General features: G+C 41.7%; 14 protein-coding genes, 1 tRNA gene and 1 pseudogene. 7 read left to right on the forward strand and 9 right to left on the reverse strand.

Translation table 11 applies throughout. The features are described 5' to 3' along the window. Positions 1–12: 12 nt before the first annotated feature. Positions 13–1,485: an MBOAT family O-acyltransferase gene (locus tag WN50_RS27795; RefSeq protein WP_046277668.1), complete on the reverse strand. Its 1,473-nt coding sequence runs from the start codon at positions 1,483–1,485 to the stop codon at positions 13–15. A gap of 828 nt (positions 1,486–2,313) precedes the next feature. Here WN50_RS27795 and WN50_RS27800 point away from each other — a divergent pair. Beyond that, entirely contained in the window at positions 2,314–5,628 is a 3,315-nt protein-coding gene (locus WN50_RS27800; protein WP_160315452.1) for a DUF4347 domain-containing protein, read from the forward strand. Between the two features lie 750 nt (positions 5,629–6,378). After that, positions 6,379–9,972 (forward strand): Ig-like domain-containing protein, encoded by a 3,594-nt coding sequence (locus WN50_RS27805; protein ID WP_046277670.1) that lies wholly within the window; start codon positions 6,379–6,381, stop codon positions 9,970–9,972. A gap of 102 nt (positions 9,973–10,074) precedes the next feature. Here the strand turns inward: WN50_RS27805 and WN50_RS27810 are convergent, their stop codons facing one another. The 6 genes from WN50_RS27810 to carB form a co-directional block, all read right to left on the reverse strand. Beyond that, positions 10,075–11,610 carry a hypothetical protein gene (locus WN50_RS27810; protein WP_046277671.1) on the reverse strand — a complete coding sequence of 512 codons (1,536 nt, stop codon included), beginning with the start codon at positions 11,608–11,610 and terminating at the stop codon, positions 10,075–10,077. A gap of 180 nt (positions 11,611–11,790) precedes the next feature. Further along, positions 11,791–11,867 (reverse strand) — tRNA-Met (locus WN50_RS27815). A gap of 181 nt (positions 11,868–12,048) precedes the next feature. Then, positions 12,049–12,333, reverse strand: a complete 285-nt coding sequence (locus tag WN50_RS27820; protein WP_046277672.1) for a DUF1830 domain-containing protein — start codon at positions 12,331–12,333, stop codon at positions 12,049–12,051. Positions 12,334–12,505: 172 nt separating this feature from the next. Beyond that, entirely contained in the window at positions 12,506–12,667 is a 162-nt protein-coding gene (locus tag WN50_RS27825) for a hypothetical protein (RefSeq protein WP_235441153.1), read from the reverse strand. Positions 12,668–12,892: 225 nt separating this feature from the next. Continuing rightward, the gene (gene hemW, locus WN50_RS27830) at positions 12,893–14,137 is read right to left on the reverse strand and encodes a radical SAM family heme chaperone HemW (RefSeq protein ID WP_046277677.1); all 1,245 of its coding nucleotides are present in this window, start codon (positions 14,135–14,137) and stop codon (positions 12,893–12,895) included. A 187-nt stretch (positions 14,138–14,324) separates the two neighbouring features. After that, positions 14,325–17,564, reverse strand: coding sequence for a carbamoyl-phosphate synthase large subunit (carB, locus tag WN50_RS27835; RefSeq protein WP_046277674.1), 3,240 nt, complete (start codon positions 17,562–17,564; stop codon positions 14,325–14,327). A 541-nt stretch (positions 17,565–18,105) separates the two neighbouring features. On the opposite strand from carB, the gene WN50_RS27840 reads away from it, so the two are divergent. The 4 genes and pseudogenes from WN50_RS27840 to WN50_RS27855 all read left to right on the forward strand — a co-directional run bounded on the left by WN50_RS27840 (position 18,106) and on the right by WN50_RS27855 (position 20,214). Then, complete coding sequence (locus WN50_RS27840) at positions 18,106–18,363, forward strand: hypothetical protein (RefSeq protein WP_046276560.1); 258 nt, start codon at positions 18,106–18,108, stop codon at positions 18,361–18,363. 17 nt (positions 18,364–18,380) lie between these two features. After that, positions 18,381–19,280 (forward strand): annotated as a pseudogene (locus WN50_RS27845) (ROK family protein). Positions 19,281–19,352: 72 nt separating this feature from the next. Then, positions 19,353–19,601: a hypothetical protein gene (locus tag WN50_RS27850; RefSeq protein WP_046276562.1), complete on the forward strand. Its 249-nt coding sequence runs from the start codon at positions 19,353–19,355 to the stop codon at positions 19,599–19,601. Between the two features lie 205 nt (positions 19,602–19,806). After that, positions 19,807–20,214 (forward strand): YidH family protein, encoded by a 408-nt coding sequence (locus WN50_RS27855; protein ID WP_046276563.1) that lies wholly within the window; start codon positions 19,807–19,809, stop codon positions 20,212–20,214. Here the strand turns inward: WN50_RS27855 and WN50_RS27860 are convergent, their stop codons facing one another. Continuing rightward, positions 20,215–20,619: a YidH family protein gene (locus WN50_RS27860; protein ID WP_046276564.1), complete on the reverse strand. Its 405-nt coding sequence runs from the start codon at positions 20,617–20,619 to the stop codon at positions 20,215–20,217. Positions 20,620–20,885: 266 nt separating this feature from the next. Next, positions 20,886–21,839 (reverse strand): response regulator, encoded by a 954-nt coding sequence (locus tag WN50_RS27865; protein WP_046276565.1) that lies wholly within the window; start codon positions 21,837–21,839, stop codon positions 20,886–20,888. Between the two features lie 539 nt (positions 21,840–22,378). On the opposite strand from WN50_RS27865, the gene WN50_RS27870 reads away from it, so the two are divergent. Next, positions 22,379–22,960, forward strand: a complete 582-nt coding sequence (locus WN50_RS27870; RefSeq protein ID WP_049561401.1) for a COP23 domain-containing protein — start codon at positions 22,379–22,381, stop codon at positions 22,958–22,960. Positions 22,961–22,967 lie beyond the last annotated feature (7 nt).

Consider the following 22,967-nt stretch of genomic DNA (forward strand, 5'->3'; position numbering starts at 1 on the left):
CACCCTTAGCGGCTAAAAATCAAAGTAAATATAAGGTAATACTCCTTCAGGTGCAAGTAACCAAACAGCCAGAAAACAAAGGGGTGCAAGTAAAAGTTTTAGAGGCCAATTAAGCTGTAATTTTAATCCTCGGTTCAACAAAGTAGATAATCCCATTAAAACAAAAACGGATAAGAGTAAAAAAACAACATTACTTCGTTCGAGTCCTAAAGATTCTACATAAACTTTATGGGAAAATTGGATGTCAGCCGGATGATTCCATAAATTGTTAACAACAAACATAGCGTCTTTCAAATTGGGAACTCTAAAAAATATCCAAGTAAAAAAGACCATAAATTGGGTTAAAAACCAAGCAAAAATCATACCCGGAAACCTTTTCCAAATCCAGGCAATATCAAATTGTTTTGACAACACATCTGTCAGGCGATGAATAATTAATGCTAAACCATGTAAAATTCCCCAAACAATAAAACCCCAAGCCGCACCATGCCAAATTCCAGCGATTAACATTACAATTAATAAATTGAGACAAGTACGAATTAATCCGACTCTAGAGCCTCCCAAGGGAAAGTATAAATAATTTCGCAACCAGTCTCCTAACGTCATATGCCAACGTCGCCAAAAGTCAGCTATACTTGTGGTAAAATAAGGTGCGTCAAAATTTTCAGGCAGACTTAAACCGAGTAATAATGCACTTCCTCTCGCTAAGTCAATATAACCGCTAAAATCGAGATAAAGTTGTAATCCATAGGCAAAGGTTGCTAACCATAAATCTACACTTCCAGCCCGTTGTAAATTACTAAAACTCAAGTCAACTAAAATCCCAATTCGGTCAGCAAATAAGCCTTTTTTAACCGCACCTCGGGCAATTAACCAGAGTCCATCGGCGATTTGTTCGGTCAGGGGAAACTTTAGGTTTTTGAGTTGATGTTCGAGATGATGATAGCGGGTAATTGGCCCGGAAATCAGTTTGGGAAAAAAGAATTTATAAGAGGTAAAGGATAGAAAAGAAGTTGCTGCGGGTGCGCCTCGATAAACATCAATTAAATAAGCGATAATTTCAAAACAGAAAAAACTTAATCCGAGTGGTGCAATCAGATTATTATCTAACCAACTTGCACGGTCAAGAAATAGAGGAAGTTGAAAAGTTTCTCCTACAATATTAAAAATAAACGGTAAATATTTAAAGCCCAACAGAAGAAAGACATTAACAATAATACCAATCCATAGTAAAATCAAACGCCGACTATTCCAAGCTTCATTAGCAATTCGCCAGTCAAGCGGTTCACCAATTGCTAAAGCCAAGCCAAAATTAAACAGAATAGACAGGAGTAGCAATGGAATATATTGAATCTGTAAAGTCCCATAAAAAATTAGACTAGCAGCTAACAACGTCAGGAGTCGCCAAGATTGCCAAGGGACAATCCAGTAAACTCCAAACAAAATGAGTAAAAATAGAGCGTAGGTAACTGAGATAAAGGTCATAGGTTGAGTCTTGGTTCACTTGATTGCTACAATAGACAAAATGTATGCAGAAAATCGAGAAATATGAGAATACAGTGTCAATTTTACCGAAAATTAATGAAAAGCAAACTTTTTTAGTCAGTTGTGATCTTTTTCTCGAACTAGAAGGCGTGAGTTTAGTCAGCATTTACTCCGAGGGCAAATTCAATAATTACCTTAATGATACTTAAACTTTCTCGGGGATAAACTGTAAACTTTTTTGAACTTGTTCTACGGTAAAATTGATTACCTGGGGTTCTAGTCAATTGTAGTAACTTTCAGTAATTTATAGCCCTAAAGTAAATTCATTATCCAAAACTTCAGTTATATCATCAGTAAAAATAATAATCCAAAAATTAACGGTTTGTCAAAAAAGACTCATACTCCGTAAATTTACGGATAAACTCAAAAAGTTTAAACCCGTAAAATTCTGTAAATTTACAGAGGACGAACTTAAGTTAAAATGTTAGATTGAGATAGAGGGAAGTTGGTAAAGGATAAAGTTCTCAGTTTAGATTTTTCTGTAACTTAAGGTTAACTTTAATTAGGGATTCTTTTTCAGGTGTTGATTTAAAAGGCGAGCAGCTCATTAATCCTAAAAACATCTGCATCTACAGTTATTTATGATTGTGTTTTAGCATTCAAAGAAACTCTGCAACCCACGACGGGTTAAAGCAAGAGATTTTGATTTAAAAAGAAAATAAATCAACTCAATTTCCAGGAGTATCTACCATGTATCTATCAAATAAAACTGCTAATTCAGTTTCTTCTGAAGCTTCTGATCTATGTGCATCTCAAACATTTAAATCCATGAAAAGCATCATTTTTATAGACTCAAACGTTCAGGATTATCATTACTTAGTTCAAGCTGTTACTTGCAACGCTACAGTTAAAGTTCTCAATTCAGAACAGGATGGAATTCAGCAAATCACTCAATATATAGCCCAAAAAAACTATTCAGAAGTTAATATTGTTGCTCATGGTTCACCGGGTTGTTTATATCTGGGAAATCGTCAGTTAAGTCTAGATACTCTCCAATATTATACAGATCAACTTAAAATTTGGTCAGTCAAATCAATTTTTATTTATGGGTGTAACGTTGCCGAGGGAGATGCCGGTCTAGAATTGATTGAAAAATTACACAAAATTACAGGCGCAGAAATTGCTGCATCTACTCATAAAATCGGACATTCAGCATTAGGAGGAACTTGGGAATTAGACGTTAAAACCTCTGAATTTAACATTAATTTAGCTTTTAATTCTCAGATTAAAACGCAATGGAATCAGGTTCTTGCCCCTACACCTTTTGCGGAATATCCAGCTTTTTATCAGGTTATTTCAGGTCAACTCAAACTCTTAAACCCGTTGACAGGTCTATATGAGAATATTGGAGCAGATCAAGAATCTTATAATGGTACGGGTTTTAATACACAAGATAACTTTATTTATGGAGTCGGTACTGAGGGAAGTATTCTCAACAAAATTATTCGGATTAATTCTGATGGTTCTATTGAGGATCTCAATATAACAGTAACCGGGACACAAAATAATGCAGGTGAATTTCAGTATGATAGTGTTAATAATATAAGCTACTTATGGATTCAAGATCAATCCCCAAATTTAACAAGAGTAAATCTGACAAATAACACAGCTTCAACTATCACTTTTGCAGATCCAAATAATAACGTACCAGATAATGTCAATGTTGCCGATCTTGTTCTCATCGATAACTTTCTCTATGGAGTCAGAGATAACAATTTATATATTTGGGATATCAACACTAATACAGTTACGCAAAAAACTATATCTGGTTTAGCAAATAATTCGGGTGGTTATGGTGCTGCTTGGACAGCTTCTGGTGGAGAGCTATATGTTAGTAGCAATGCTCAAGCGAAACTGTATAAAATAAATAACTATAATCAAAATAATCCAGTTGCTACAGAAATCACAAATACCAATAATAACCAACCAACATTTAATAATGATGGTGTGAGTGATCCCACTCAATTATCGCCTTTTGTTATTCCATTAATTGATTTAGATGGTGATAATAATTCTGGTGCAGGTAGTCCTAACTACGAAACAGAATTCACCGAAGATAACGGTGGTATTGGTATTGTAGAAGCGAATAATTCAACAGATGAAACCGCAGATATTCTGATTAAAGATTTTGATACACCAAATCAGATTAGAAGCGCAACAATTACCATTACAAATACACAAGATGGCGATGAGTTTGTCATCGGGACTTTACCAACCGGAATAACCTCAACTCAAACTACAGATGCTGCGGGTAATATTGTCCTAACGTTAAGTGCAACTGCTGACATTACCCCAGAAAATTGGGAGTTAGCATTAGAAGCAATTCAGTTTAATAATACCAGCAATGCACCCGATACAGGATCTAAAAAAATAGAGATATTTCTGACTGATGTTGATGGTAATCAGGGAAATACTGCAACAACAACGATTAATATTGTTACGATTAATGATGAACCCAGTTTCGACGGACTTGATGCTACTCCTACTTTTAGCACAGGTGGAGATGCTGTAGTTCTTGATAGCGATGCAACCATTACTGACCCTGAACTTGATAATACTAACTATAATGAAGCTACTCTTACTTTAGAACGAAATGGCGGAGCAAATAGTGAGGATGTTTTTGGTAATAGTGGAACATTAAATGCTTTAACAGAAGGAGGAAATCTTGTTGTTGATGGTGTTACAGTTGGAACGGTTACAACGAATAGTGGCGGAACTTTAACGCTAACTTTTAATGATAGTGCAACAGGTGACTTAGTTGATCAAGTTCTCCAACAAATCACCTATTCAAATAACAGTGCAACTTCACAAACTACTGTTCAGATTGATTATACAATTAATGATGGGAATACAGGTGATCAAGGTACGGGTAATCTTTTAATAGGAAATGGTTTTATTAGGGTTAATATTAACAATACTCCGACGGTTAGCAACATTGCTAAAACGGGGACAGAAGACAATACAATTCCCTTTACGGCGACGGACTTTACCAGTCAATTTACTGACGATGATGGTGATAGTCTAACGAAAATTCAAATCACCTCATTACCAAATAATGGAACTCTAACTCTGAATGGAAATCCAGTAAATGCTGAGGATGAAATAGAGGTTACACAGTTAGGAAATCTGGTATTTACACCCAACGCTAACTTTAACGGAGATACCAGTTTTGGTTGGAATGGGTTTGATGGAACTAGCTATGCTGATACTCCCGGAACCGTTAATATAAATGTCAGTAGTGTTAATGATGTTCCCACAGTTAACAACATTGCTAAAACGGGAACAGAAGACAACATAATTCCTTTTACTGCGGATGACTTTACCAGTCAATTTTCTGATATAGATGGCGAGAGTCTAACGAAAATTCAAATCACTTCACGCCCAGAAAATGGAACCCTAACTCTGAATGGAACTGCCGTTAATATCGATGATGAAATCAATGTTAACGACTTAGGAAATCTCGTCTTTACACCCAACGCCAACTTTAACGGAAATACCAGTTTTGGCTGGAATGGGTTTGATGGAAATAGCTATGCTGATACACCCGGAACTGTTAATATAAATGTCAGTAGTGTCAATGATATTCCCACAGTTAACAACATTCCTAAAACGGGGACAGAAGACAATACAATTCCCTTTACTGCGGATGACTTTACCAATCAATTTACTGACGATGATGGTGATAGTCTAACGAAAATTAAAATCACTTCACGCCCAGAAAATGGAAGCCTAACTCTGAATGGAAATTCGGTTAGTATTAATGATGAAATAGATGTCAGCCAGTTAGGAAATATCGTCTTTACACCCGACGCAAACTTTAACGGAGATACCAGTTTTGGCTGGAATGGGTTTGATGGAACCAGCTACGCCGATACACCCGCAACTGTTAATATAAATGTTAGCAGTGTTAATGATGTTCCGATAGTTAACAACATTGCTAAAACGGGAACAGAAGACAATACAATTCCCTTTACTGCGGATGACTTTACCAATCAATTTACTGACGATGATGGTGATAGTCTAACGAAAATTAAAATCACTTCACGCCCAGAAAATGGAAGCCTAACTCTGAATGGAAATTAGGTTAATCTTAACGATGAAATAGATGTCAGCCAGTTAGGAAATATCGTCTTTACACCCGACGCAAACTTTAACGGAGATACCAGTTTTAGTTGGAATGGGTTTGATGGAACCAACTATGCAGATACACCCGCAACTGTTAATATTAGTATTGGTACAACGACCAACAATCCCCCTGAAGTTTATGATAACGGTATTCGGGTTAATAATAATAGCCAAGATAACGAATTAGGAATAACCGCCCCAACTGATGAGGATGGCGATATTTTCACCATCACCGTTCAAACCTTACCGAAAGGAACCATTACAAAAGCAGACGGTACTGTTATTAAAGTTGGTGATACTCTCACTTCCGAAGAACTCGCCGGACTGCTTTATAACACGCCTGAAAACTACAACGGGAGCGATGAATTAGGAAGCTTTACTTATAATGTCAGCGATGGGGTTAATACCGTTCCCGGTAGTGTAAATATTGACATTATTAGCCCCGATACGGATACCGATGGGGATGGAATTCCTGATATTAATGACCTCGATGATGATAACGACGGAATTTTCGATAGCAACGAAGGCGACGGAGACACAGACGGAGACGGTATCCCAGACAGTCTAGACCTCGATAGCGATAACGATGGTATTCCTGACCTCAACGAAAGCGGACTCACCCCCGACCAAATTAACCAAGTCGATACCGATGGCGACGGCGTTATCGACCCGACTAACACTTTTGGGGACAATGGCGTTATTGACAGTTTGGAAACGACCCCAGACTCCGGTGAACTTGACCTCAACGGCGACGGTCAACCCGATGACCCCCTTGATACCGACAAAGATGGGGTTCCCGACTTCCAAGACCTCGATAGCGATAACGATGGTATTCCCGATGTGTTAGAAGCGGGAGGAACAGACAACGATGGTGATGGGTTAATAGATGGGGCGAATATTGATACAGACGGGGATGGGTTAGCAGATGCGGTTGACCCCGATAACGGTGGGACTGCGGTTACTATTCCCGATATTGATAACGATGGCGTCGCGGACTTCCGTGACCTCGATAGCGATAACGACGGTATTTCCGACCTCATCGAAGGCGGACAAAACCCCGCAGTTGTAGATACAGATGGAAACGGTATTGTTGACGGTTCCGATAGTGATGGGGATGGTATTCTTGATGTCATTGATGATAACAACGGCTTCAGCGACGCCAACAACGACCCCTTACCCGATGCTGACCAAGACGGAACTCCCGACTATCAAGAAATTGACAGCAATAACGATGGAACTCCTGACCGAGTAGAAGCGGGACTCCCCACCGGAGAAGGAACCCCCGATGTTAACGGAGATGGTCAAATTGATGACCCGACAGATACCGATGGGGATGGTGTTCCCGATAGTATTGATACCCTTCCTGATGGCGACGGTGGTTTTGAAACGCCAACTCAACCGACTAACCAACCCCCAACCGTTTCAAGTAACAGTATTCGAGTTGATGTCACCAGCGATAATAACAACCTCGGACTCAGCGCCCCAACGGACGATGAAAACGACAATTTAACCATTACCATTTCTTCAATACCGACACTGGGAACCATCTCCAAAACAGACGGAACAGTTGTTAATATTGGGGATAGCCTAACTCCCGAAGAACTGCAAGGACTGGTTTATAGCGCCCCCGACAACTACAACGGTAGCGATGACTTAGGAAACTTTAGTTACGATGTCAGTGATGGCGTGAATACAGTTTCGGGTACAGTTGAAATTACCGTTGTTACGCCAGATATTGATAGTGATGGGGATGGTATTCCCGATATTAACGACTTAGACGATGATAACGATGGTGTTCTCGATGTTGATGAAGGCGAGGGAGACAAAGACGGCGATAATATTCCCAATGTTCTCGACCTCGACAGCGATAACGATAGTATTCCCGACCTCTACGAAAGCGGACTTCCTCTCGACCAAATTAACCAACTGGATACCGATGGCGATGGCGTTATTGACCCTACAAACGATTTTGGCAATAATGGTTTTGCTGATAGCTTAGAAAACCCTCCCGAGTCCGGTCAAGTAGACTATGATGGCGACGGTGAAACCGATACTCCGGTTGATACCGATAGCGATAATACCTCCGACTTTGAAGACCTCGACAGCGACAACGACGGAATAAACGATGTCATTGAAGCGGGAGGAACAGACACCGATAACGATGGCTTAGTAGATGGGGCGAATACCGATACAGACGGCGATGGGTTAGCTGATAGCGTTGACCCAGACAACGGAGGAACAGCCAATATTCCACCGGATACCGATAGTGATAACGTTCCCGACTTCCGTGACCTCGATAGCGATAACGACGGAATAAACGATGTCATTGAAGGCGGTTCACCCGACCCCGATGGCGATGGCGTTATAGGGGGGGATGATACTGATAGTGATGGTATTCCCGATATTGTTGATAATAATGATGGCGGTTTTGGTAATACTGGCGGAACTCCGACTCCTGATACTGACAACGACGGAACTCCCGACTATCAAGACCTCGATAGCGATAACGACGGGTTAAACGATATCGAAGAAGTCGGTTTAGAAGACCCCGACGGCGATGGGGTTATCAATGGAGATGATACGGATAATGACGGAATTCCCGATACCGTTGATAATAATAATGGCGGTTTTGGTAATAGTGGCGGAACTCCAACTCCCGATACCGATAACGATGGTATCCCAGACTTCCGAGATACGGATACACCCCAAATTCCACCTGTTCCTCAAGATAATCCTACAGTTCCTACCCCAACTGAACCTCCCACTCCGGGTAACGCCCCCGTTGCAGTCGATGATACCCCCAACACACCCCAAGATACGACCGTTGTTATTGATGTTATCGAAAACGACCAAGATCCTGATAGCCCTTTAAACCCCGGTAGTGTTGTTGTTGTCACTGAACCCAACCAAGGTAATGTCGTTAACAACCAAGACGGTACACTCACCTATACTCCCAATTCTGAATACATTGGTTCAGATACTATTTCTTACACCGTTGAAGACCAAGACGGCAACTTATCCAATATTGCCACCGTTACCATTACTGTTAACCCACGAGGTACTATCAACACCGAATGTTGTCACTGTCCCGAACCGCCCCAACTGGGTGAAAAAATTCTCCCGACTCCTCCAGAAGTCACAGCTAGCAATTTAAACAGTACCGATAATGCTGACCTGTTAGTGGGGACTCTTAGCGATGATATCATTACCGCTTCTGCGGGGAACGATACCCTCGTTTCTGGAGAAGGAAATAATCTAATTTACACTGGCTTGGGAGATGATTTAGCCTTCACTTCCACAGGAAATGATACCCTAAAGGGTGAACTCGGTAAAGATACCCTGATTGCTGGGCCTAGCGGTTTAGAACCTATTGGTGATAGCGGCGACCAAGATGTTCTGTATGGAAATGAAAATAATGATTGGTTAGTCGGAAGTTTTGGTCAAGATACCCTTTACACGGGTGAAAACGATGACGAAGCCTTCGGGGGTAAAGATGATGACTGGGTGATGGGTGAACAGGGTAATGATACTGTTGTGGGGGATATGGGAAATGATACCATTCTCGGTGGAACCAACAACCTCCCCGATCACCTCACCCGCGATATCTTCGGCGAAGACTGGTTATTTGGCGGCGAGGGAAATGACTTCATGGACGGTAACGAAGCCAACGATACCCTCGTTGCAGGGGAAGGAGACGATACCGTTCACGGCGGTAAAGAACATGATTGGCTGTGGGGTGAAGCCGGAAATGATCTGATGTTCGGCGATCTGGGTAATGATAGCCTCTGTGGCGGTGAAGGTAATGATACCATGCGGGGTGATCAAATCGATGATGGCGATTCTCCCTCTGTCGGGGCGAATGGTCAACAGGATAAACTCTCTGGCGGGGCGGGAAATGACCTGCTATTCGGAGATGAAGGTCAAGATACCCTCTGTGGTGGGGAGGATAATGATATCTTACATGGCGGTAAAGATGACGACCTGTTAAAAGGATGTAGTGGGGATGATTTGCTGTTGGGAGAAATGGGCAATGACAGCTTAGTTGGAGGTAACGGTAATGATACCCTCACAGGCGGCGAAGGAAATAACTATTTTGTCCTAGAATTAAATGCAGGTTCAGACCTGATTACTGATTTTCAAGTGGGACAGGATCGCTTAGTCTTAGCAGAAGGTTTAACCCTTTCCCAATTGCAAATTAACCCAGATGCTAATAATACCATAATTACTGTTAATAATCAACTGATTGCCACTTTACTTGAAGTTGATGCAACAGCAATTATTCGTTCTGACGGTTTTTTGTAACTGTAAGGACATTTAGGTGATGGGGAAACTCACCAGGCTCGACACGCTCGTCACAAAGATTTATTCTTAGTGTCTTCGTGTCGAGCGTGGTTTTTCTTCTTTTTAAAAGGGTTCAGCTTCATAGTTAGAAGCGATCACCACTCTTTCAACAGGCTTATATTGGGGAAATTTGGGGAGTTCAATTGCAGCCAGCGATCGCAATTTTTGATGACGAGTCGGCTGAATTAACGGTGCTGGCGAGTTGGCGGTTCGGCGAGTTGATGAAACGCTTTCTTGTTGTTTGTCGGAACCGCGATGCAATTGATCAAGAGGTTGATTGGGTGAAGGGATAAACCCGGATTTCCCCATTTGTAGATCAAAACTCGGTATAGTTGAGGAAGCGTATTCAATCCGAATCCGATCTAACTCCTCCTCTACAAACCGAGGTGAAGGTTCTATTCCAGACAGTTGATCAAGTTGGGAAGATGGATCATCGGCTTCCTCAAAGGGATTTGATGTTAAGGTGGGATCGCTGGGATTTTTCAGATGCCAATAGCTTTCTAATTCCCCTAAATCGGCTCGTTCTGAAAACTGAGGATTTTGAAAATCCTGTTGATAGTGACTTGAATCATCTGGTTGTGCTGAATCAGCTTCGTCTAACTCAAGCCATTCATCGACGAGTTCCTCATCAAAATCATCATACTCTTGTTCTTGTCTGACAATTTCATCTAGGCGTTCTACACTATCACTATCGGTTTGAGTATCGGCTGACCAAGGTTTAACGGGTTGAGATCTCGAAACGGCAATTGGATAAGCGGACAGTTCCATTGTAGGAGACTGATTAGAACTATCGGCTTGATTGACACTCTCAATCTTCGGTAAATTTAAAGTCGTCTTGGGTTCAGTCTGGGTAGCCTGGTCTAATCGCGGTTGCATTTCTAGACACCGCTCCAGCGCTGCTTTAAACTGAAGGGTATGACGCTGCTGACGATGCAAACGCGATCGCAATTCTCGACCGACATTTTGAGCTTGTACTAACTCATGGAACTGTTCATTGTAGCGCTGTTGAGCGATCGCACATTCCCGTTCCATCTGAGCCATACGAGTTTGGCTTGTTTCCCATTGTTCGCTTAGGGTTTCAACCAACACTTGTTGGCGTCGAATCACTTGGTTGGACAGTTCTAGCTTCCCAAACAGACGACTGACTTGATCTTGAGCAAAAACTAAGTCTTGATTGCGTTGATTGAGTAAATGATTTTGATCGTTTAATTGCTTTTTGCATTCATCAAGTTCGGTTTCGAGTGAAGTGACTCGATTAATTAAATCCTGATTACACTGGTGTAAGGCTTGAATCAATTGAGATAGATTTTCGCTTTCACCTACTCTTACTTCTATTCCCCGAGAAGCGAGCCTCTCGTCGATCACTTCTGGAGTGCTTCTTTCTTCCTCGGAAGTCTCTCTAACAGGAAGCTGATCAACGCTGATAGCATCGGGTAAATTAACAGTCTCCCATTCTTCATCTTCTGAGTAATACTCATCACTCGTCTGGCTCAAATGACTCAAAGGTGCTGAAGTCTCATTAGACTCTAAAAGCTGAGAATCTGTTGGAGGAGTTGGATCAGATGAATTGAAGTTGGGTGGAAGATCGGCTCCGGGCATAGCTTTAACTTAGACAGCAACAGAATTACATCCAGTTTATCGTGATCGTTTCTCACTGCCAAAGTTTCTAGACTCAACAAGATCGCGCGTTCCCAGAATTGACTTCCCTAGACCTCAACCTCAGACGCAAAAAGCCCTCAGCACAGTTTGGCTTTAGGGCTTTCTTGACAGTCTTCTTGTTGGTGGCGGGGAGCGGATTTGAACCACTGACCTTCGGGTTATGAGCCCGACGAGCTACCAGGCTGCTCTACCCCGCGTCGCATATCTATAACTATAACCCAACCTATAACGAATTGACAACCCCTCAATCAAATATTTTTCTCAAGTTTTCCTCAACTTTAATACTGTAAGCCCTTTGAGCGATCGCGCTTTTTCTGTATCCACCCAATACACCACGACAGGCGCGATCGCATTTTTTTCAACTCTTGGGCTTGGATATTAAGCGTTTGCGGCTTTTGATCCTAGCCCTTCTTCTACCTGCAAACCCTCGCACAAATGCTTTTGGAGTAATTTCACGCCGTCGCTGTCACCTTGGTAAACTTCTAATTCGCCTTCAGTTGGGGCTTCAAACAGAAAATCTTCTCCAGCAAAAACAACCCGTTCTAAATACCAATTTTGAATATTACCAATTCGGACGACTTGCACTTTATCACTGTTATTTGAGTAGCAGCAAAGCAGCTTAGTTTCACAGTTAGCCGGCAATTTATCCAATGTTAATGTCATGTCGAAATCCTCATTTCAAACGTTGTTTTTATGACACACCATATCCTCATTTGACTGAGGAGTGTTCCCAAATAATTTCAAAAAAATTGAGATGTTTGAAAATCGCTTAGATTTTCTGAGCTTCTCAACCTTGAAAAAGTAATCCAAGCTGTTTATTGATCTCACCTTGCACTCAAACGGACAGACTCACAGCATTTCCGCCTGTCTGTCCGAGTAAAGGTTGAATCTCGTCTTTTATTTGAACCCGGTTTGACTTAATTTTTTGTTGCCAACCTGGGGGCTGACCTGTCTCGCTGTCTTGATCCCTGGCATCTAGACTTTGTGTAATGGTCAATCCTTGCTTCAATTCTACTGCTCTTTCCAGCAATTCTGCAAGATGATCGGGCTGAATTTCTATCTTAAGTCTGAGATGAAGAATTAGCCTTCCTCTCTACAGGGAAACGGTATAAATTACCATGCCTAATCAAAAATTTTTCTTTTGCTGTTTATTCTTTTTAGGAATTTTTTTTAATTAGATTAATCAAGCAACACCGAACAACTGTTCTGGTTAAATTATGACTTAACTGTACTGCAAAGAAATTTCAGCATCACTAAAATAGCTGAATAAACTGGCTAAAATCGTATTAGAAAATAAAAACCCATTGGGATCGGTTAATCTCAAATAGCCTTGTAAATCTCTAGATTGATCATTGCCGTCAACGGCTACAATTTCCACCCATCCCTGTTGCTGGTAAGGATACAAGCATTGCAAAATTTGTTGAACCGTTTGCTGTCCAAATTCTTCAGACAAACAACCCAGACTCACCCCTTCAGCCAAACGCAACCCCAACATCAGCCTTTCCAATAAAAGATCACAAGCCGTATTGATCCATTCAGCATTTGAACTTTGATTTTCAGAGCGAACCCATTGATAATAGAGTTGAGTTTGTCGAGGTCGGGTGAGGCGATATCCTTGTAAATAACTGGCAGCCCCCATGCCAAACCCATAATAAGGCAAACAATGCCAGTAAACTAAATTATGACGACACTGCATCCGAGATCGGGCATAATTTGAAATCTCATAATGCTGATAACCGGCTTGAGTCAAGGTTTCTTGCGCCAGACGATACATCGTGGCTGTGGTTTCATCACTCGGTAGGGGAGACTCTCCAGGGGAATAATATCGGCCAAACACCGTTTTCGGTTCAACAATCAAGTCATAATGAGACACATGAGGCGGATTAATTTTTAAGACCTGTTCTAAAGATTGTTGCCAAAGTTCTATCGTTTGATCAGGTAAACCAGAAATCAGATCAATACTGTAGTTAGAAACGCCAACACGGTGAATCAACTCAATAGCAGTCCAGACATCCGCCACCGTATGCGATCGCCCACAAGCTTTTAAAAGTTCATCCTGAAACGCTTGTACTCCCAGACTAACCCGATTCACCCCCAAATTCACAAACCCTTGTAAGTGATCTTGATCAAAGGTGTCCGGGTCCATTTCCATCGAAATTTCAGCTTGAGAGTCAATCCCCAAGCGTTGATCAAGACTGTCCAAAATCTGACCCAACTGACTCACCGATAACAGCGAAGGAGTTCCCCCGCCAAAAAAAATCGTTTCTAGAGGCTGATCTGTAACCGGGGCTTGGGTAATTTCCTCACACAACACCTCAACATACTGTTGTATCCAAGTTGCATTTTCACCCCGTCGGCGATCGCCCACCACAGAAACGGCAAAATCACAGTAAAAGCACCTGCGACGACAGAAGGGAATATGAAGATAAGCTGATTTTGGAATTGAGGAAATGTGGCGGTTTATCATCTCAAAAATTTCTATAATCACATATCCAGATTATTTCACTTGCAGGGTGTTGGGCGTAGTCAGTTGATTTATTCTGTTATCAGGGTAGGGGGAGTTCGGTACAGTTATCAGTTGTAGGGGGAATTCATCAATTACCCCTAGCGGTTACGGTTCACTGTCAAGCAGAACTCGCCCCTAAAGCTATCTTTTAATAGTAATCCTGAATTGCTTTGACCTCAATAGACCCTAACTTCATCGCCCGAATTGCAGCAACCGTCGCCCTCGCCCCAGCTAGAGTGGTAATAATCGGAATTTTGTAGGCTAAGGCGGTGCGACGAATTAAAAGCCCATCCGCCCTGGCTTCTTCTCCTGAAGGCGTAATCAGTGCCACTTGAACGTTTTGGTTCTTCATCGCATCTAACACATGGGGACGACCTTCGTGCAGTTTCAACTCTAAATCGACTTTAACACCATGTTCCCACAATACCCGACGAGTTCCCATTGTCGCTGTTACTTTGAAGCCTAACTCCAGAAAATCGCGTACAATCGGGACAACAGCCGTTTTATCCCGGTCATTCATCGAGACAAATACTGTCCCTGAGAGTGGTAGAATCTGACCTGCTGCGAGTTCGGCTTTGGCAAAGGCTTTTCCAAACTCGGTATCAATTCCCATCACTTCCCCAGTTGAACGCATTTCTGGGCCTAACAATACATCGGTTCCGGGGAATTTGGCAAAGGGAAGAACCGCTTCTTTCACCGCCACATAGGGGGGTACTTGCTCTTCGGTAAATCCTAACTCTTTTAAGGTTTTACCGGACATGACTCGAGAGGCGATTTTCGCTAACGGAATTCCTATGGCTTTGGAAACAAAAGGAACGGTTCGAGAGGCGCGAGGATTGGCTTCTAAAATATAAACCTGTTCGCCTTGAACTGCAAACTGAATATTCATCAAACCGACAACTTTTAACGCTTTGGCGAGTTCAATGGTTTGACGACGAATGGTTTCAACTGCTTTTTCAGGTAAGGTTTGATAGGGAATAGAACAAGCTGAATCTCCCGAGTGAACCCCCGCTTGTTCGATATGTTCCATGATACCCCCAATCACCACTTCTCCGGTATGATCGGTGATCGAATCAACATCGACTTCGATCGCATTTTCGAGGAATTTATCAACTAAAATGGGGTGATCGGGTTCTATCTGAACCGCAAACATCATGTAACGTTCTAAGTCTTCATCGGAATAGACAATTTCCATCGCCCGTCCTCCCAACACATAAGAAGGACGCACAACTACAGGATAACCAATCCGACGAGCAATGGCTAATGACTGTTCATAATTGCGAGCCATCCCATTTTCTGCTTGTTGAATGTCTAATTGACGCAATATCTTTTCAAACCGTTCTCGATCTTCTGCGGCGTCAATTGAGTCTGGTGAAGTTCCCCAAATTTTCAGATCGGGATTTTTTTCAGCGTTGGCTTCGAGATATTTTTGCAGGGGAACGGCTAATTTTAGAGGCGTTTGTCCGCCAAATTGAATGATAATTCCAATGGGTTTTTCCGCCTCAATAATATTAACCACATCTTCTTTTGTGAGGGGTTCAAAATAGAGGCGATCGCTGGTATCATAATCGGTTGAAACCGTTTCTGGGTTTGAATTCACCATAATCGTTTCATAGCCATCCGCCCGTAACGCATAGGACGCATGACAACAGCAATAGTCGAATTCAATCCCTTGTCCGATGCGGTTGGGGCCACCACCGAGAATCATTACTTTCGGTTTATCAGAGGGGAGAATTTCATCTTCTTCCCAATAGGTTGAATAGTAATAAGGCGTTCTAGATTCAAATTCTGCCGCACAAGTATCGACCATTTTGTAAACGGGTTTAACTGCTAATTGTAAACGATAAGCCCGCACTTCATCTTCGGTGGTTTTGGTGGCATAAGCAATTTGGCGATCGCTAAATCCCTGGCGTTTAATTGCTAAAAGTTGATCCGCATCTAACTGTTTTAAAGGCGTGCGTTTGATCAACTTTTCGGTGTCTAAAATTTCTTGGAATTTATCTAAAAACCAAGGATCAATTCCGGTAAGTTCGTAGATTTCTTCTACCGACATTCCCAACATCAAAGCGTGTCGAACGGCTAAAATTCGTTCGGGGTGAGGCGTGCGTAATGATCCGGCGATACTGTCTAAACTGGGTAGTTTTTCAGAGCGATCGCATCCCCAACCTGCTAAACCTGTTTCCAGACTTCGTAACGCTTTTTGAAAGGACTCACAAAAGGTTCCCCCAATTGCCATTGCTTCGCCCACAGACTTCATTTGAGTGGTTAATGTGGGTTGAGAACCGGGAAACTTTTCAAAGGCGAAACGGGGGATTTTTGTCACGACATAATCAATCGTGGGTTCAAAGGAAGCGGGTGTTTTTTTGGTGATGTCATTTTTGATTTCATCGAGTGTATAACCCACCGATAATTTAGCGGCAAATTTAGCAATGGGAAACCCTGTTGCTTTAGAAGCTAACGCCGAAGATCGAGAAACCCGAGGGTTCATCTCAATCACAATCATATCCCCGGTGACGGGATTAATAGCAAACTGAATGTTAGAACCGCCCGTTTCAACGCCGATTTCCCGAATAATTTTAATTGACGCATCTCGCAGTCGTTGATATTCTTTATCGGTGAGGGTTTGTGCAGGCGCAACGGTAATAGAATCTCCCGTATGAACTCCCATCGGGTCAATATTTTCAATCGAACAGATAATCACAACGTTATCTGCAAGATCTCGCATTACTTCCAGTTCAAATTCTTTCCAACCAATCAAAGATTGTTCAACGAGAATTTGAGAAACCGGAGACGCATCTAAACCCCCCGCCGCGAGTTCTTCATATTCTTCTTGGTTGTAAGCAATACCGCCGCCTGTTCCGCCCATTGTAAACGCCGGACGAATAATTAGAGGATAAGAGCCAATTTGTTGGGCGACAACCTTGGCTTCCTCCATGTTATTGACGATGCCAGAAGGACAACAAGCTACACCAATGCGTTCCATCGCTTGCTTAAAGAGAAGCCTGTCTTCGGCTTTTTCAATGGCTTCTAATTTAGCGCCAATTAACTCAACGCCGTATTTTTCTAAAACGCCATTTTTCGCTAACGCCACCGCTAGGTTCAATGCGGTTTGACCCCCCATTGTAGGAAGTAAGGCGTCGGGGCGTTCTTTTTCAATGACTTTTTCGACAATTTCGGGAACGAGGGGTTCGATGTAGGTTCGTTCCGCCGTTTCGGGATCAGTCATAATGGTGGCGGGGTTGGAGTTGACCAACACCACTTCGTATCCTTCTTCTCGCAAGGCTTTACAGGCTTGGGTTCCAGAGTAGTCAAACTCGCAGGCTTGTCCAATGACAATCGGGCCAGAACCTAACAGCAGAATTTTATGTATATCGTTGCGTCGAGGCATAGTTATTCCTGATGGATTCTCTATAATTGGGTTGTTCGTTTGGTTGTCAATGATAACTCCCGATTGTCAGGGTACTGGTTTGACTTAATACTTACTGTAGCTTTTGCAGCCAATGGAAGAAGGCAAGAGGCAAGAGGCAATAGGCAAGAGGCAATAGGCAAGAGGCAATAGGCAAGAGGCAAGAGGCAATCTTGGAATAGGCAACAGGCAACAGGCAAGAGGCAAGAGGCAAGAGGCAAGAGGCAAGAGGCAAGAGGCAAGAGGCAAGAGGCAAGAGGCAAGAGGCAATCTTGGAATAGGAAATATAATATTCTTTCCTCCTGAACTCCTGAATTCCTGAACACAGCCAACTTCTTTCCTTCTAAACTTCTGACTTCTGACTTCATCGGACTCCGGGGCGGGTTTATGTAACTTATTTCTGGGATACATAGATTTTTGGGGAACCCGCCCCTACAGTTCCTTTGATTTTTGGTGATATAGGAAGTCCCTGAGCGGGGTAAAATGACTACACGAAGGAATTTATGATGTTTGGGGAACGGTTATGCCAAATCCGAGTTCATTTGCAGTATACCTGATGATTGATGGGGGACATCGGGAAGAAATACGATTTTCTACACTTCAAGAGTTTCAGGTCTGGTATCAAAAGGTGTTGATTCCTAAATATACCTCCGATGAGTTCCTGAATGTTCCCATTAAAACAATGCAAGGGGAATATATGGTGGTTCGTCCTTCGAGTATTAAGGCGATACGGGTTGAACCGATTTTTACTACCAGTATTGATCGCGATGAGGTTGAGTAAGATTGAAGGATCAGCAAATTTCATCTCAGGTGATTGGTGTTGATTTGGGCGGATCGGCGATTAAATTGGGGCGTTATGATGCTTTGGGAAACTGTCATCAATCTCTAACGGTTCCGACTCCTCAACCTGCAACGCCAGAAGCAGTTTGTTTAGGTTTGTTAGATGCGATCGCCCAAATCAGTCAAAACGTTCCATCTATTCAAGGAATTGGGATTGGTTTACCTGGGCCTGTTGATGCTTCTGGGCGAATTTCTCAAATTGCGATTAATCTCAAAAACTGGCAAAATGTGCCGTTAGCCGATTGGATTGAAGCTAAAACAGGTTTGTCTGTTGTGATGGCAAATGATGCCAATTGTGCGGGGTTAGGAGAGGCTTGGTTAGGGGCGGGGCAAAAGGTTTAAAATCTGATTTTTTTAACGTTGGGGACGGGTGTCGGTGGGGCAATTATTCTGAATGGTGAATTGTTTGTTGGGCCTCAAGGAACTGCGGGAGAATTGGGATTAATTACGTTAAATTTTGACGGCCCGGTTTGTAATAGTGGAAATCAAGGCTCTTTAGAACAGTATGCCTCAGTTCAAGCAATTCGTCGAGAAACGGGTTTAGAACCTGCTGAACTGGCTGCTAAAGCAAAATTAGGTGATACAAAAGCGATAGAATATTGGCAGCAATACGGCCGAAGATTGGGGGCAGGTTTAGCGAGTTTAATTTATATTTTAACACCTGAAGCGATTATTTTGGGTGGTGGAATTAGTGCGGGTGCAGAGTTGTTTTTACCGAGTACGATTGCCGAAATTGAACGTCGAGTGTTAGCGAGTTCTAGGGTAGGATTAGAGTTATTAATTGCAGAATTAGGTAATCAAGCGGGTGCTATTGGTGCCGCAAAATTAGCCTTTGATAGTTTGGTTTTCAAGCACTAATTTTAAAACTCGCCTGTTATACTGAGAGAAACATCATGGAAGAAACGATATCATCATTCAGGCTAAATAAGTATGACATACCGAGAAGAAATTACCATCAAAGTTCCAGCCGATCTTGCTGAAAGTTACCGCAACGCTAACGAACAGGAAAAACAACAAATAGAAACTCGAATTGCCTTTTTGTTAAAAATTCAAATTCTGTCCCAACAAACGGCTATTGATCAATTACGAAAAACGATGAGTGAAATCGGTCAAAAAGCGGTTGCAAAAGGATTAACTCCAGAAATTTTAGAAGATATCTTAAAGGATGATGAAGGATAACCTGTTTGTTTTTGATGTGAATATCATTATTATAGCGGTGTGCGCTCGTATGAGGTACAAACCAGAAACCCGGTTTCTGCTAGAAACCGGGTTTCTACCCAATCGGTGTACCTCACAGAACTGAAAACTGCTATAGTGCAGTTTGAATTCCTCAAAGTAAGCCAGATTTAGCGATTCGGAAGGCTCAGAAAAAGTAGTAATAACGATGCAAGATCATCCAACTCCTCCACTGAATCCTCAAGCTGAACTGGCAAAAGAACGCAATCGAGCGGCGGCTGAACGAACGTTAATGGCTTGGATTAGAACTTGTTTATCACTAATTAGTTTTGGCTTTGGGATTGATCGAATTGTCAGCGCGATTTTAAGTTTTCAAAATGTGGCAGATCGGGTTAATCCGATACGTTTGTCGCGTACTTTGGGTTTGAGTTTTATTGCTTTGGGGATTTATGCGATGATTGCAGCGATTATAGAGCATCGCAATGAGTTACGACACATTCAGCGTCGTGGAGATTATATTTATACGCCTCGTCGATCTTTAGGATTAACGGTTGCACTGGGGTTAGTGATCATTGGGATAATGGCTTTTATGGGAATTTTGATTAGGACTTTGTAGTTAAAAATTGAATGAGAGCAAAATAACAATCACTGCTGCTACACCAAAGATGAATACAGCACTCCCAATGGCAATATTGAGAGGACGACTAGAGATTGAGATGTAGTTATCTCGTTCGATAGATTTGATAATAATGCGATGTTGGATGATGGCAATGATCAGCAAAGCGATTCCGAGTGCTATTAAACTTAATCCCAAGATTTGAGAATATTTGAGGATAATTACCCGACTTTGTAGGGGGAATGTTGTTTCTAAAGCTTCAAAAATTTGCTCAAATGCTATGCCTAAACCGATGAGTGTAACACTATTTTGAATCCAAGAGGCGATTGTCCGTTCTGCGGCTGCGCGGTTACGTTCTTTGGCTAATTCGTTTGTTGCTCCTGTGGGTTTTGATGGTAAATTCATTAATCAATAGTTCCTGGATTTTTCAATCTTTTATGATCGGACAATTTTTTCTCTATTTTAATTTATACAATTAAAAACGATGCTCAATAGGGGGTGAAAACAGAAAAGAAGTAGGATGTAAATTTTTCGGTATAAAAAAGAATTATGGTGATTACTATCCCTTTCTTGAAAAATACTGAAAATCTTGATCATTTTTATCGCTGACATCGTGAAATTGTTAATCGAGTTGAGCCGCATTTACAAAAAGCCTCAGAAGATACTAGCTCTTATTTTTCGACGATATCTTCTTCTGCATAAATCCAGATTAACTGCAAATAAGTTTGTAACTTTTGCAAGAGTTCATCTACTTGAATGGGTTTAGTAATCCAGTCACTACATCCGTTTTCAAGAGCTAGTTTTTGATCTTGATTTGATGCACTTCCTGAAGTGGCAATCACAGGCAAATAGTTATATTCAAGCGATAGACGTAACTGTTTGACCATTTCTAAACCATCTAAAACAGGCATAATCAAATCTGTAATGACTAAATCCGGTTGAAAGGCTTTTATTTTTTCTAATCCTTCCTGTCCATTATTCGCTTCTTCAACTGTAAAGCCCCATAGTTCCAGTAAGTTTTTGAGAACTAAGCGATTTTCTGAGGAATCATCTACGACTAAAATTTTACATTTATCTCCACTAAATCCAATAATATTTTGGGGATCAAAAATGGCATCAAGTTCTATTTGATCAACCTTTGATTTTGAGATATCGAGTCTTTCATCAATGAGTAAAAGTAGATGAAAACCACAATTATAAATCACATCTACACTCTCTTTTTGTTTCGAGTTTAAATTGGGATCTCGTTGTAGGATTTGAGCAGAGGCTAAAATTGTGTTTAAAGATGTTTTCAACTCAGGGCTAAGATTAGCAATCAATTGACTTTTCGCTTGGTTAGCCGCTTCAGCGACTAATTTAGCTTGCGATCGTTCTTCAAGTCTTTTTTCGAGTTGATCATTCGTTTGTTGTAAAGCCGTATTTAACTGTTCTTTCATTCGTAATGTTTTTGTTTTGGCCTGTTTTTTAGGCGGTTTGATTATATTAATTCTATAGACTAAAGCCAGTGCTATACAAAGGACTGTTGACAGAATTAGCAAAGCTGGATATGTAATTAAAATCTGGAAATGTTCGGGAAGTACATCTAACAAGGGAAAGATTGTTAGAATGCTGGATATTTTTTTCATAAAGATAATTCAGTCGCTTCTTTAATATAATTTGCTTTCCACAAAAGTTAATGACCGAAAGCCAAGGCGTTGATTTTTAATAGGTTGAGTGAGTTGGGTTTCCGTTTCTCAGAGGGTTTGCCAGGCGTTGGCGTGGATCAGTGCGATCGCCAATGGGAGATCGGGAAACAAAGTATATATAGAAGAATGGAAAGCCAACAAATGAGAATAATTGCCTACCAATTACAAAGGCTCAATGACTTTACCAATCTAGCCTTGAAAAGTCTAACTCGTTTTTTTCTAAGTTGGAAAAGTCGCTGGGGGTAAAGCCAGAAGAGCAACGCTTAAGCGACAACCCAGAAGTAGACAAGAGAGTTTGTCACCTCCGTTTTGTGATCCCCCTCACTTTTTGATTACTTTCCCCTTACCTCTAGACCTAGATCAGTTCGCAACACATCACTTTGTTCTTACTGACAAGACTGTTCATTTTGCCGTACCTTAAAAAGTATCGCAAAGCCAAACAACTCCTTACTCTGAACATTACCTCTAGGTAAACTAACATGAAAATCACCATCAAAGCATTCGTTGCTTCCGCCATCATTACCGCAGGTTTAGTCGGTACAGTTTCCCAAGCAGAAGCCAAGCCTTCTAATACCTATGTAAGAGATCGGGTCGTTTTTGAAGTGGTTGAAATCAACGCTGAAAAAGACGAATACGGTACGGTTCCAATGGTGGTTCGTGAAACCTACGACTTGGATAATCCAGATCTATTAGGTGACTATCCAGTAGTTGAAACCCAAGTTGTTCAAGCCGCTTCTGAACCTTTAATTATCTGGAGAGAAACACTTTCGTCTAGTGATCCTAAAGGTTCTTATACTCCCGAACGTCGCGCTCATGCAGTTAGCACTCGCTTGACTAACTTAGCAGAATCTTTAGGAATTGAAACTCTAGAAGAGATGTACCAAGCTGGAGTTGTCAATAACGAAATTGTAATTTTTGCTTCTCAAGAAGCAGGTGAAGCCAACACGGATAATGTGGTTTTCACCTTATCCCCAGGAAACCGCAATGACGGGGACATCTTTGTTGAACACATGCAAGAATACGGAAATGGAACGGCAAGTGGTGAGCCGCTCTATAACTAATTTCAGG

Source organism: Limnoraphis robusta CS-951, from assembly GCF_000972705.2.